We start from the raw sequence: 12,781 nt of genomic DNA on the forward strand, positions 1-12,781 counted from the left end.
CCGCCAGCTCGTTCGGTTTCATCATGACGATGGCGATACTCTTGACCCTCCTGACATCTACTCTCGGGTTTCAGCTGTTCGCACGATCAGAGCCCGCATGGGCGAGAGGAGCACGCCTGGCCTATCGAGCAGTTTGGCCACAGGGATGGACGTTCTTCGACAATAACGCCGACTTCCCCGCCCTTTCCGCCTTCAGGCTCAATTCAGGCATGATGGAATCCTCACCTTTGATCCCTCGACAGATGTCGTCGCAAACCCTTTGGGGGTTGACAGGTGCTTCTCAGGCTCGCTCACGCGAAGCTCAGTACGTCGTAGGACTTATTCCCGCCGCGTCGTGGCGTCCATGCGACGGCCCGGTCACACCCCGCTGCCTGTCAGCGGCCACACCGCTTTCGCTGGTCAACCAAGCACATCCTGCTTCCCTGTGCGGACGAATCGCATTCGTCCTGACAGCGCCGCAGGTACGTTCGAGCGCGAGACAGGACACGAAGGTCGCTGTTCTCAATCTGGCATGCCCAGCATGAAGCGGCTCCTCGAATCGGCTGCTTCATTCGATCCGCGCAGCACAATTTTTGCGTCCGCTCGCTCTTCGCTCTGGCACAGCTCAGCATCATCTTGTTCACGCCCGATCACGACCTGATCTTCGCCGTGCCCCCCTCCGGAGGAGCCGGACGGTGCGGCGGGGTGGACGGGCTCTCCCTTTGGTGCGTCACCGGCGGAGATCAGAGCTCGAATCCTTTGGCTCGTTGGATCGCCGTGACGGTCCTAACCACAGTTCTCATCGGAGTGAAACCCCGTTGGCTATGCATCCCTCACTGGTACATCGCCTTCAGCATCTTCGCCAGTGTGACGATTGCGGACGGCGGCGCCGCAATCGCTGTAATTGTCAGCGGCCTCCTCATTCCCCAATGTCTGGGGGATACCCGTCTGACCCACTGGGCCTGCACCGATGCCCCGCTCGCGCCAGCCTGGCGCGGCAGTGCCTATGCTGCACACCTTGTACTGCGAATACAGGTCGCGATCATTTACTTGGACACCGCGTACTCGAAGGCTAGGAATCCCGCGTGGCGCCATGGACAGGTATTACGTATCATTATGCAGGACCCCCAGTTCGGCGCCCCGGATCCCATTCGCATCGCGGTCTCCCGGTTGCTGAATCACGATTGGCTGGGTTCAGTGCTCACCTGGTCGGTACTGATCATCGAAGTAGGCATCGGCTCTTCCATGTTCTGCGTCGCGATCTATCGACGCTATGCCACAGTCATAGCCGTAGCCTTCCATCTCTTCATCATGATCCTGATGGGTTTGTTCGGTTTCGCCCTGATCATGATGGCGGTAGTCGCCTTGGCATCGCTCAACACATCCCCGAGAAAGGCAGTCACCAGTGCCGATCGAGATCAGTCCCTTCGATCCGTCATCCGCCTCCGACTCCGACTTCGAGGACTTCTACAAAGTGCTGATCGCAGTCATGGCACTGGATCATCCCGAACAGCCGATGTTGACGCTTGAGGAATGCGCCAAGCAAATCCGCGAACCCGCGACGGCGCTGGGACCGATCAAGCGCTGGGCGGCTCGAGAAGAGGGCCACATCGTCGCCACCGCCACCGCGAAATTTCCGGCGCACGAGAATCGCCATCTGACGATAGTGAGAGTCATAGTCACGCCAGACCGGCGACGCCAGGGCATTGGTACAGAATTGCTGAGGGCGATGCTTCCAGATCTGGGAGCCGACGGCCGTACCGTCGTCATGGCGAACGGCGTCAAAGCCGATGCCTCAGGCGAGTCGTGGGCACGGGAAATGGGCTTCGTCCGCACGCATGCCTACGTCCGTCAGGTGTTGACGCTCTCCAGAGTGGATCCCGCCCTATGGCGGTGCCCCGTTCCCGATGGGTTCCGGCTCGAACAGTGGGCCGGCGCAGCCCCTGGAATACTGCTGGAGGAGTACGCCAGCGCTCGCACCGCTATTCTCGACGCGCCCAATGGGGATTCGAGTCTGGAGTTCGAAAACTGGACGGCCGAGCGGGTCCGCACCCACGAAGCCGACTTGCACGCTCGGAACGTCGAGAACCGCGTAGTCGTGGCCGTGCATGAAGCCAGCGGCCGGGTAGCGGGCATCACCGAGCTCGAACTGTTGTCCAACCAGCCAAGCCGGGGCTTCCAGCAAGACACCGCCGTCGCAGCCAACTTCCGGGGACACGGCCTGGGCCTAGCCATCAAAGGCGCCATGATGCGCTGGCTGACCGCCGACAACTCTGCGGTTGCGGACATCATCACCCATACGGCCTACAACAACACTCACATGATCCGCATCAACCATGCCCTGGGATACGAGACGACGGCAGTCGTGGCCGAGATCGAAGTCGGCCTGGCTGAGCTCACCAAGAAATTGGAGAGTTATTAGGGATTTCCTAATAACGGTCGTGGGCTCTTATCCCACCAAGCCGCAGATCGAATCTCTACGACCACGCCACCGACGCCATCGGCGACACCCGCAGGGCTTGTGGCCGAGTGCTGGGCCCGCCATCCCAGGGGCCCACGATGGTCCAGGGTACGTTCTGAACCGGATTGGCCTTGCCTGACACGTGATGACATCGCCAGGTGGACGGATATGGACAGTGTGGGTGCCGGGTATGACTTCCACGCAGGTCAGGCTGCACGCTCGTACTCGTGCAGTATGCTGCCGAGTCGGTCACGTCTTCGCATGTTCAATTCGACGATTTCGGCGCTGCTGGTAATCGGTTCGGGCGCAGGCTCCAGTGGTGCGCTCTGGCCCAGCGACCGGTGCGGCCGATGCAGGTTGTGGTGGGTCTCGAATTCGCGCAGCGCACGCAGCAGTTGAGCCTGGTTCCAGATCAGCATCCGGCCCAGCAGCTCACCCCGACAGGTGCCTACCCAGCGCTCCATGACCGCGTTCATCCGCGGCATCCGAACCCCGGTGAGCACCACCTGAACACCCGCGCTACACGGACGTCGACTTCGACCTGCTGCTGGACATCGCTGCCTGGTTCATCCGCAATGATGCTTCCGGTTACACACCGCGGCAGGTCCCTATCCCCGGTGTTCACGCCAAATGGATCGACGCCCACCAACCCCAGATCCTGAACGTCACTGGGAAGTGAACCCTCGGCCTGCTGCCGGCACACCCCTCACGCATCCACTTCACCTACCTGGACCCCGACTACCGCGCGTCCGGCGCCCGCATCCACGACAGTGCGACCGTCGGCGACGCCTTCACACCGCCCTACGAACCGCACATCGTGATCATCTCCGAGAACAAGGACACCGCGATCCACTTTCCACCGCTGCCCGGCGGCATCGCCGTGGAGGGCGACGGTTTCGGGGGCAAGACCGCGGCCGCCTTCGACTGGCTCACCGGCGCCCGCCACCTGCTGTATTGGGGTGACATCGACGCCCACGGCTTCGAGATCCTCAACGGATGGCGAGACGACGGAGTCCTGGTCACCAGCATCCTGATGGACCAGGACACCTACGAAGCCTACGAGCCGTTCGGCACGAGCACGGACCGCAACGGCAAACTACTGAAGGCGGACGCTCCCAAAGCCCTTGCGCATCTGACGGATGCTGAGCGGGTCGTCTACGAGAATCTGCTGAGCCCGGCGCTGCCGGGGCACCGGCGCATCGAACAAGAGCGGATCCCGCTTCACGATGCGCACGCCGCAGTCCTTCGCGCCGTCGCGGCTTCCGGACTCGCGATTGAAGCCGTGCCGTCGAGGCGATGACAGCCGACTGAGTGGGTCGCTCAAGCCGCCGAAGTCACACCGCCCTTCGAGTTCGGCGAGTATCAGCAGTCTTGCGGCTGCTGTTGGACTTTCCCAGACGATGCCCGCGTTCGGCGCGGCGGGTCCGTCGCGTGCCGGGAATGAGGCGCCCGTGGCGGAGAATAAGTGCGGCGGTGTCCTCGGCAGCTTTGCGCGCAACTTCGGGCAACACGCTGATGTAGGTGTCGGCGGTGGTGATGATCGAGGAATGCCCGAGCTGGTCCTGCACCACCCGAAGGTCGGCCCCCGCTTGCAGGGCAAGGGATGCCGCGCCGTGTCGTAGATCATGCAACCTCACCGGTGGAAGTCCTGTGTCCGCCACCAGTTTGATGAACACCCGAGTGAGCCGGTCCGGGGCGAGCGGGTCGCCGTGAATGTTGGTGAATACGAAGCCGGAGGAGGTGATCTCGGATCTCGCCTCTTCGGCTTCCTGCTGCGCACGGTGCCGACGCAACACCATCACGGTGGTCCGGTCCAACGCCACTGCCCGCCGTGAAGTCGGCGTCTTCGTCGGGCACTGCACGAGCCTGCCGCCGACCTGTTGCATCTGGTGCGTGATGAACAGCGTCCCGGTGTCCAGATCGAGATCGCACCATCGAAGTCCCGCAGTCTCACCACGACGCAGGCCGCGCAGCGCGATCAGGTGGTAGGCGGCATACAACCGGTGGTGAGCGATGGCCGACAGAAACGCCGCGGTCTGGGCCGCGGTCCACACCGCAACTGCTGGCCGCTCACCTGTCGCCTGCCATTCGGCGATCCGGTCTGTCGTCCAGACCACCGCATAGGGGCGGCGAACGCGGGGAAGGCGCACGCTCTTGGCGGGGTTGACGTCGACGACCTGCTCGCGTACGGCGGCGTTGAGCGCGGTGCGTAGTGTGGCGTGGATCCGTTGGACAGTGGCGTCCGTGATCGGCCGGCTCCAGACCGCGCTGTGCCTGCGCACCGCGGCAAGCATTGCCTCGATGTCCCGCACAGTAAGCGTCGCCAGCGGGACCGCACCCAAGTACGGGATCAGATGGTTCACACAGATCGCCTCATAGGAACGCAGCGTCGAGGCCCGCACCGTGACCCGCGCGTCCAGCCAGGTTCGCAGCCATTCGCGCACCAGCACCCCAGATTCCGGTCCCTTCGGCAGCGCACACAGCTGTTCAAGCGCCTTCTGGGCCGCCGTCCGTGTCGGGAACCCACCGCGCCGTACGCGCCGCCGACCCGACGGGCCCGCTGGTAGATCCGTTGCCAGATACCAGGATCCGTGGCCGCGCCGAGTAAGCGCCGGGCACTGGGATCCCCGCTTCTTGTCGGTGCCTGGGATCCGGCAACCGCACCGTTTGAAGATCGAGCCTTGGCAGCCGTCAGTCATCTTGAAGGTCCTACCTTTCGACGCCGTCGACGGCGTGGACGACTGTCCGCGCCATGAAGGCGCTCCCCCACTTTCAGGCCGGATCAAGCCGCGGCTGTCTCGAACTCAGCCCACCGAACCTGGCGCACTACGCCGAACAGCCCAAGCCAAACCGGTTCTCAGATCGAGCCGGGGCCATGTGATTCGTATTGACCCGGGGCATGGGGCGCTTGCGCAAGGATGGGTGTGTTTCGACACTCAGGGGAGGGCAAGTGAGTTCGGGTGATTCCGGGCTGCCGATCGAGTTCGTCACCGCGGTAGCCGCTCAGGCGGCGGCAACGTCTGCCGCGGCCTTCTTCGCCGCTGACCAGGCGCGTGCCGCGGCGAAGGGCCGTGATGGGGAGCGGCTATTGTCGGCCTTGCTGGCCGGGCCGTTTCAGGAATCCGCACCGACCTGGCTGTTGGAGGAGGCCATAGCGCGGGGCTTGGGCGAGGGCGACCCGCAGTGGGCAGGTTCCGGCATCGAGCTGGCAGCGTCGGCACTCACTCATCCGGACTGCGCCGAAGACACACGAGCCCGGGCGCTGCAGAAGTGCACCGAGATCCAGCTGGCGCACTTCGGAACGACGCGACGGCCGACGATACTCGCCGAGGCATCGGCAGCGGAGCTTCGACGGAGGTCACCGACACCAGTACCGATGACGCGGGAACTGCTGACGCAACCCACACCGCCACAGCTGGTGCTACGCAACGAACGGCTCACCGATGTCGTCTTCGACGCCGCCTTCGAACTTCTACCCACGCGCCCCGAACGGCGCAAAGACGCCGACCTCGATAGCCGAGAGGAATATAAGCAGTACCAGGACCGGTTCGACGCGTGGGAGACGATGTGGAAGGGCGTCCTTCAACACCACCCAGAGCGCCACCGCTCCATCGTCGAGCGCACCGAGAACGGGCCGGCCAACCACATCATTCGCCATCTGCTGCAAGGCGCCTTGCCCTGGACCGTTGAACCGGCGCTGCTGAGGGAACTGGCCTCGGCGAACCTCGACCGCTTTCATGCGGCGATACTGACCACGCAGCTGTGCCGTGCCTTGCGCGCTGGACTGTCTCGCGAGGACGCACGGAAAGAATTCGCCGACCGAATCGACGCCCTGCCAGAAGACGATCGGCAGTGGGTAACTGTTTTCCTGGACAAGGAAGAATTCGATCCGGAATTGGGCTGTCAGGAAACCGCTGACTGGGCCTCCAGCGCCGCTGAGAACCAGTGGCGCCTCCTGCTCAACCCCACCAAGGCCAAACCTGGATACGGCGGCGACCCCTACACGTGGCGTACTGACGCCGAGGACCTGGCCGACCTCGGGCGCTGTTTCGCCGAGACGGTCCTGCCCGCGCTGGAGATGTGGGAGCCGGACAGATACGGGCCGATCAACCGTGCCGCACAACTTCGCTGGGTCGCTGACGTCCTTACCCACCTTCCGGAGGTCACTGAGACGGTAAAGGCTGCGGTTCGTCCGATCGTTGCTGACGCCCGCAAGGGGCGAAACCAGCGCGGCTCCTACAGCCACGGATCGTACGAGGACCGAAATCAGCTGGACGCCCTCATCACGAACATCGAGAAGATCATCGCCGACCCGGCCCCTGCCGTCGCCGCCCGCCGATCTGCTCTCGGGGATCCAGCGCATGTCTCCGTCCGCGACATGACCACAGTCCCCGCCAGCACGTTGGCCGACTACCTGCTTCGGCACGCCGGCAACGATGAGCTAGTGGAGAAGGCGCTGCTGGCTATCGCGTCCAGCAACACCTATCCTCCACGAGCCGACTTCGCCGAGGTCCTCAACCAGCACTCGGATCCTCGGCAGGCGATCCACACGTTGACGTACAACCTGCGGCGCAGGCTGGGCGGCAATCCACCAGCGCGAGAAGCATGGACCCGAGAAGTTTTGGCGCTTCCCAGCATCGACGCAGAAACCATCCGTGCCCTGCCAGCCTGGACCGCTCTCAAGATCGGCGGAGGTCACATCGGCCGTGCCCATCCCGAGATCGTCGACTTCGTCACTGAGACTCTCGGAGAGGACACGTCCGCATGGCAACGCCTAGCCCAAAGCCCTATCAGCTACACCGGACCGAACGCTTGGCTGCGCCTTGGTGACGTTTTGGACTGTGCCCAGTCCGGGGCTCCATGGCCGGCACCGCCACCGGCGCGGTGATGCGGCAGAACCCGCACAGTTGGGCCGACCGCGTGGCTTTCGGCCGTTCAGTCAGATGGGCTCCCATCGGTGCGTCGCTCACCAACGAGCCCGCCGATTGAGCCGCAGCAGACCCGGGAAGGCCATATTCGAACGCTGACGACATCTCGTGGGGAGCGAGAGGGGACGGTTGCGTGGCGAGTTCGAAGCGCAAGGGCCTGGCCCAACAGTTCATCGAGGCACAGCAACGCAAGGCCAAGCAGAAAGCAGCGCAGGAGAAGGCCGAGCAGGCTGCCGCGGACAAGGCAAAGAAGGCCGCAGAACGCGAGCAGGCATTAACGCAACGGCAGGCACAGCGAGCTGCGGAGAAGCTGGCGATGCAGCAGCAGGCTGCCGATGCTCGTCAAGTGCAGCAGGTGCTCCGGGAGATGGAGAAGCGGGAGACACTGCGCCAGCAGCAAGAGACCCAGGATGCCCGGGACAAGAAGCGCGCGCAAGAACGGGCCGCCACTGAAGCGGCGCGCACAGCCAAGGCCCAGGCCATTCAGCAGTTCAAGGATGAGGCTGCCGAGCAAACACGCAGGGTCGAGGCCACCATTGAGGCAATCAACAGCGTCCTGTCCGCCCGTGATCGGCAGTTGGACCATCTGCGCGCGGAAACCGACGCTGCGTTCGACGATGGCAACGCCGAGGCCTACGCCGAGTGCGTATCAGATCTCCTCGGGCAACGGACGTTCTTCAACCGCGGCCGACCGGTTCAAGTTGTCTACGCCTCCGACACGCACCGCCTAACACTAGTTGTCGACCTGCCACGCAAAGAGCGCGTCCCCACCGAGAAATCCTTCCGCTACGTTGCGACTCGCGGCGAGATCATTGCCGAGCCCCGCAAGCCCGTCGAGATCCAGCGGATCTACCAGGACGCCATCGCCCGGTTGACTCTGTGCGTAGCCGACTACGCCGCTGCGATCACCTCGCCGGAGCTGGTCGACTCCATCGCCGTCAACGGCCACGTCCGCACGAGCGACCCCGCCACCGGACAGCCGGTGAACCCCTGCTTGATCACCTTCCTGGCGTCGCGCGAGGACTTCGAACAGGTGAACCTCGACGAGCCGCAGCTGGATCCGGTGCGGTGCATGCACCACCTCAAAGCACGCGTCTCTCCGAACCCGTTCGACCTCGAACCGGTCACCCCGATCGTGAACTTCGACCTTGAGCGCTACAAGCTGGTCGAGGAGGCAGGTGCCCTGGCTGGCCTCGACTCCCGGGTCGATCTGCTCACCATGAGCCCCTACGAGTTCGAGCAGCTGATCCAGAACCTGTTCCTCGCCATGGGATACAAATCCTGGAAGACCCAGAACAGTCGTGACGATGGAGTGGACGCGGTCGCAGTACGAGACGACATAGCCATCGGCGGAGTCGCCGTCATCCAGGCGAAGCGATACACCAAAACCGTCCCCATCGAAGCGGTACGCGCCCTGTTCGGCACCATGCAGGAGAAGAAGGCCTACACCGGGCTCGTCATCACGACATCCTCCTTCGGGCCGGCCAGCTACGACTTCGCCAAAGAAGTCGGCCGCATCACCCTCATCGAAGGCAGACAACTCCTGGCGCTCCTCAAAGAGCACCTGGGGATGGACGTGCTGATCAGTCTCGCCAAACTGCCGAAGGGCTGGACGCTAGCCGACGCTGGACAGACAGATTCCGGGAGCACCGCGCCCGTGAACTAACCCGGCAGCAACGGCGTTGGCCGCGCATACCCTACTCGTCTGCGGATCGATATCCGCTGGAAACGGCCGAGCCTCAGCGAACCAGCGGATAGATATCCGCTGGAAGCCGGAATCGGCGAGCGCTGAGGCCGAGGCGGTGGTCCAGGGATGGTCCAGGGTGCGTTCCGAACCAGACTGGCCTTGCCTGACACTCGATGACACTGCCGGATGGACGGATATGGACAGACTGGCACGGAGTGAACCAGACTGACCTAGGCGAGACACTCGAGCCTTGACAACCAGCCGTCTTCTAATCCGATGGTCGCAGGTTCGAATCCTGCCGGGGGCACAGATCAAGTCAGATCGACTATGCCAATGACCTGCAGCTTCAATCGATCGCAACCCTATTGGTCTATACATTCTGATGAATCGTTACCTAGATGGTCCAGGTTCGGTCCAGGGTGGGCTCAAAGTGGGCTCAGACCCGGCACCGCCGAGGTCTAATGCGACCCCTACCTGCACCGTGGCAAGTCGTCGCCCTGCCATGCGCCGCGTATAGCACGAAATCCGGCCCGGGGGGATGTTCCCCCTGGGCCGGTTATCTTCTTCCTTATCCATCACCCACCCGGCGATGCTCTCGTTGCGGTGCCGTTTGATGGCTTGTGCGATGGCGTACGCGGCGACGCGCTTCAACTCATCGAACACAGACGCCGCCAGGCTCTCATCGAGCCCAGGAACCTCGAATGACGGAGCAGCGGACTCTCGATCCGCGGGTTCGGGGTTCAAGTCCCTGGCGGCGCACCCGCAGCAGACCTCAGCTTAGCTTCCTAAGCTGGGGTTTTGCATTTTCGATCTTGAAGAGGTTGAACCTCTTGACGACTTGTCAGGCGCGTGGACCAGGATTGGACCAGGTTCAGCCACGGATCGGGCGCTGTCTGTAGCGGTTTGAAGTGGGGTCTGGCGCGCTTTCCGGGACGGCCGGAGTGGATCATGCGAGCAGGATCCGCTTGTGCAGGAGCGGGAATCCGTCTCGTCCGAACGTTCCACGTTTCAATGCCTTGATGTGGTTGACTGCTCCTTCTGTGATTCCGGAGCTGTAGGGCAGGGTCAGTCCGGCGGTGACGGCGTCGAAGTCGGCGAGCAGGCCATCGGCGAACCTGCTGAGGTGCGGGATGCGGTCGTCGCCGTGGACGGCCTTGATCCAGGTCGGCAGGTTGCTGCCGGTCCGGTTGCTCATCATCGTGCCGAACGCGGCGGTGTGCCGGTGGACCTGCTCCGGTTCCGGGCAGCGGGCGAGGACCGCCTTGAGCCCTGCGGCGTCTTCCTCGGTGAGCGAGTCGGGATGTCGCGTGATCCATCCGGTGGCTCGGCGGACGGACGGCGCCGCGGAGGCGGGTAGGTTGCGTCGGTCCGGGTGCGGTGCGAGCCAGCGCATCCGATCGCGCAGCGCGCTGTAGCTGCCGGTGTAGCCCTGCGCGGCGATCTCGCGGTGCAGCTGCAGGATGTTGGTGTACCCCTCGTCCCAACGTTGCAGCAGGTAGGGCGTGAACGGGTCGATGCTGCTACGCCGTTTCGGCCATCCTTTGACCAGGTCCTGCCATCGCTCGGCGCGTGCATAGCGCTGGACGGTGTGCCGTCCCCACCCCCAGATGCTGAGCGATCGCACCGATGCCGTGGCCGGCGGCCAGCAGCTCGTGGACCATGGCGTGGTGTTCGCGAGCGCGTTCGGCGAACGGCCCGGTCAGGACCGCGGCAACAGCCTCGACGCTTTCGGTCGTCTGCGTGTCGTCCGCCGTGGGCACCGTGACCGCGCGCAGGCAGTCGCGGTGTGCGGCGGCCTCCTTCTCCACAGCTTTGCCGAGGTTCGCCCACAGGTGGTATCGATCAGCAACCTGCACCGCGTCGGGGGCGCCGCGGCGGACGCCTTCGGCATAGGCACCGGCCCGGTCTCGGCACACGATCTGAACGCCTGGATGCTCGGCGAGCCAGCGGGCCAACGGACCTGCCTCGCGGCCGGGCAGCACCTCGACGACCCGGTGCGTCTCATGGTCGGTTAGCACGGTGCTGTGCCGGTGGCCGCGCCGGGTGGCAAAGTCGTCGACCCCCAGTACTCCAGGCGTCGGCCGTTCCGGGTCCGGCAAGCTCTTGACCAGCCGGATCAGTGACCTCCGCCCGATCGGAACGCCGGCGGCAGCCGTCAGGCGGGCCCCAGCCCGGCCGACCAGTGCCAACCCGATCCGCTCGCGCAGGGCACGAAGCCGCAGAGTGCAGCGGCCGTACCGGAATGTCAGCCCCGGGATCTGCTCGGCGAACGTGCGAAGCGAGCAGGCCGCAGCCTCGCAGACGAACCGGCGCACCCGCAGCGCGAGTTGGACCGGCAACCCGGCCAGCGACACGTCCGCAGGATGCCGCAGGTAAGCGTCGTGAACCCGGCAGGACGCGACCCCGCACCCTGGACAAGCTGCCGTGTCGGCGGTTCCCCGCACGCCGATGTGCACCTCCGACCCACAACGGCACACCGACTCGACAACCACCTCCGCGTCATCCCCGAACAACATCGCGGTCCACGACTCCAGCACATCTTCCATGCCTCACACGGTCACGACACCGCGAACCGTGCGGGACAAGCGCTGCCCAAGCGCTCGAAGCCCGCCGAACCCCAGCACACCCACCAGCGACACGATGATCCACTCCGGCCGTCCCGGAAAGCGTGCCAGACCCCACACGAAACCGCCACACACAGCCCTATCACGTCGACCGCGAGCCCACGTTTCCTGCCGGGCACACGCTTGGCCACATCCATGCCGGTCGTGGCCGCCGGCACGTTCACCGCCGCATGGAGCGACTGGGCGTCCAGCGCCGTGGCCGTGGGGTCGGCGGACCGGCCGGCCTTCTCCCGCACCTGCCACCGCAGCAGGTCGTGGATCTTCTCGTCCGTGCCGTCGTCACGCCAGGCCGCGAAGTAGTAGTACGCCGCCGACTTCGGTGGCAGGTCGTGCGGCATCGCCGCCCACGGGATCCCCGTTGCGGGCCACGTACCGGATCGCGTTGAGGATCTCCCGCATCTCGTACCGGCCCGCATGCCCGGACACCGAGGGATGCGCCGCCTTCCACCCAGCGATCACCGGCCGGATCAGGTCCCACTGCGCGTCCGACAGATCGCTGTTGTAGGGCTTGCGGTCGCTCACGAAACACATCACACCGCGAGCGCCGGTGTCGCACCGACGAACCGACAGCAGTTCACATCATCGAGCGACGACCAGCCCTACCAAACACTCACGAACCGCCCACTGACACCTAGAACCCAGGGGCAAAAGCGAGCTTGGCCCGGCCCGGCAACGAGCAGCTTCAGCTGACCTGCCACTGTGCTGGCCAGCAGGAAGGTGAGCTGCTTCGGCACCACCGCCCGATATGACGAAGCCAAGATTGCGCACGGCGCCGCCCTGCTGGTGAGCCGGCGACTTGACTTAGGTTGGACACCCATGACCGGTCTAGCCGTCGATCCGCGCAGCCGTACGGGCCCGGCGGGGTCGCCGGGCCTGATCCTGGGGTCAGGACCCCGTCCCGCGGGCTCGCGATACGGGGACCTGCAGGAGGGGTCCCGCGGTGATGAATACTTCGGCGTCAGGTGCGGGCTTTGCGGTGGCGGCCGCGGTGCGGGGCGGCTCGCCGTCGATCGGACCACTGGTTCAGGCGGTGACTCAGGACGTTGCTGGCGGTGCCGACGACGAAGGCGCCGAAGGTGATCAGTAGGTCATGCACGAACCT

Annotated in this window: 13 protein-coding genes, 1 tRNA gene and 1 pseudogene; 8 read left to right on the forward strand and 7 right to left on the reverse strand. The window is 64.6% G+C overall.

Annotation, left to right across the window (positions count from 1 at the left end):
• Positions 1–29: 29 nt before the first annotated feature.
• Entirely contained in the window at positions 30–524 is a 495-nt protein-coding gene (locus ABD481_RS47335) for a hypothetical protein (RefSeq protein WP_425559127.1), read from the forward strand.
• Here ABD481_RS47335 and ABD481_RS08525 read toward each other — a convergent pair.
• Positions 502–633, reverse strand: coding sequence for a hypothetical protein (locus ABD481_RS08525; RefSeq protein ID WP_344665004.1), 132 nt, complete (start codon positions 631–633; stop codon positions 502–504). The two genes, ABD481_RS47335 and ABD481_RS08525, sit on opposite strands and share 23 nt — an antisense overlap.
• Positions 634–846: 213 nt before the next feature.
• Here ABD481_RS08525 and ABD481_RS08530 point away from each other — a divergent pair, with 213 nt between their 5' ends.
• Together ABD481_RS08530 and ABD481_RS08535 are read left to right on the forward strand one after the other, a co-directional pair.
• A complete protein-coding gene (locus ABD481_RS08530) occupies positions 847–1,509 on the forward strand; it encodes an HTTM domain-containing protein (protein ID WP_344665005.1) in 663 nt (220 codons plus the stop codon).
• Positions 1,391–2,401 carry a GNAT family N-acetyltransferase gene (locus ABD481_RS08535; RefSeq protein ID WP_344665103.1) on the forward strand — a complete coding sequence of 337 codons (1,011 nt, stop codon included), beginning with the start codon at positions 1,391–1,393 and terminating at the stop codon, positions 2,399–2,401. The genes ABD481_RS08530 and ABD481_RS08535 overlap by 119 nt, the downstream gene beginning before the upstream one ends.
• A gap of 245 nt (positions 2,402–2,646) precedes the next feature.
• On the opposite strand, the gene ABD481_RS08540 is transcribed toward ABD481_RS08535, so the two are convergent.
• Positions 2,647–2,916, reverse strand: a complete 270-nt coding sequence (locus ABD481_RS08540; RefSeq protein ID WP_425559124.1) for an integrase core domain-containing protein — start codon at positions 2,914–2,916, stop codon at positions 2,647–2,649.
• A 92-nt stretch (positions 2,917–3,008) separates the two neighbouring features.
• On the opposite strand from ABD481_RS08540, the gene ABD481_RS47340 reads away from it, so the two are divergent.
• A complete protein-coding gene (locus tag ABD481_RS47340) occupies positions 3,009–3,119 on the forward strand; it encodes a DUF3322 domain-containing protein (RefSeq protein ID WP_425559128.1) in 111 nt (36 codons plus the stop codon).
• Positions 3,120–3,131: 12 nt separating this feature from the next.
• The gene (locus ABD481_RS08545) at positions 3,132–3,740 is read left to right on the forward strand and encodes a Wadjet anti-phage system protein JetD domain-containing protein (RefSeq protein WP_344665104.1); all 609 of its coding nucleotides are present in this window, start codon (positions 3,132–3,134) and stop codon (positions 3,738–3,740) included.
• A gap of 34 nt (positions 3,741–3,774) precedes the next feature.
• Here ABD481_RS08545 and ABD481_RS08550 read toward each other — a convergent pair whose 3' ends face one another.
• Positions 3,775–4,890, reverse strand: a complete 1,116-nt coding sequence (locus tag ABD481_RS08550) for a tyrosine-type recombinase/integrase (RefSeq protein ID WP_344665007.1) — start codon at positions 4,888–4,890, stop codon at positions 3,775–3,777.
• Between the two features lie 500 nt (positions 4,891–5,390).
• Here ABD481_RS08550 and ABD481_RS08555 point away from each other — a divergent pair, with 500 nt between their 5' ends.
• The 3 genes from ABD481_RS08555 to ABD481_RS08565 all read left to right on the forward strand — a co-directional run bounded on the left by ABD481_RS08555 (position 5,391) and on the right by ABD481_RS08565 (position 9,814).
• On the forward strand, positions 5,391–7,328 hold the full coding sequence (locus ABD481_RS08555; RefSeq protein ID WP_344665008.1) for a hypothetical protein: 1,938 nt from the start codon (positions 5,391–5,393) through the stop codon (positions 7,326–7,328).
• Between the two features lie 173 nt (positions 7,329–7,501).
• Positions 7,502–9,034, forward strand: a complete 1,533-nt coding sequence (locus ABD481_RS08560; RefSeq protein WP_344665009.1) for a restriction endonuclease — start codon at positions 7,502–7,504, stop codon at positions 9,032–9,034.
• 687 nt (positions 9,035–9,721) lie between these two features.
• Positions 9,722–9,814, forward strand: a tRNA-Glu gene (locus ABD481_RS08565).
• 187 nt (positions 9,815–10,001) lie between these two features.
• Here the strand turns inward: ABD481_RS08565 and ABD481_RS08570 are convergent.
• The 4 genes and pseudogenes from ABD481_RS08570 to ABD481_RS08585 form a co-directional block, all read right to left on the reverse strand.
• Entirely contained in the window at positions 10,002–10,679 is a 678-nt protein-coding gene (locus ABD481_RS08570) for a transposase (RefSeq protein ID WP_344665010.1), read from the reverse strand.
• Positions 10,576–11,601, reverse strand: a complete 1,026-nt coding sequence (locus tag ABD481_RS47345) for an ISL3 family transposase (protein ID WP_425559125.1) — start codon at positions 11,599–11,601, stop codon at positions 10,576–10,578. Before ABD481_RS47345 ends, ABD481_RS08570 begins: the two co-directional genes overlap by 104 nt.
• A 140-nt stretch (positions 11,602–11,741) precedes the next feature.
• A pseudogene (locus tag ABD481_RS08580) lies at positions 11,742–12,201 on the reverse strand (transposase); the annotation flags it as partial.
• A 436-nt stretch (positions 12,202–12,637) separates the two neighbouring features.
• Positions 12,638–12,775: a hypothetical protein gene (locus tag ABD481_RS08585; protein ID WP_344665012.1), complete on the reverse strand. Its 138-nt coding sequence runs from the start codon at positions 12,773–12,775 to the stop codon at positions 12,638–12,640.
• Between the last annotated feature and the right edge of the window lie 6 nt (positions 12,776–12,781).

The organism is Catenulispora yoronensis (assembly GCF_039531695.1).
Classification (GTDB): domain Bacteria; phylum Actinomycetota; class Actinomycetes; order Streptomycetales; family Catenulisporaceae; genus Catenulispora; species Catenulispora yoronensis.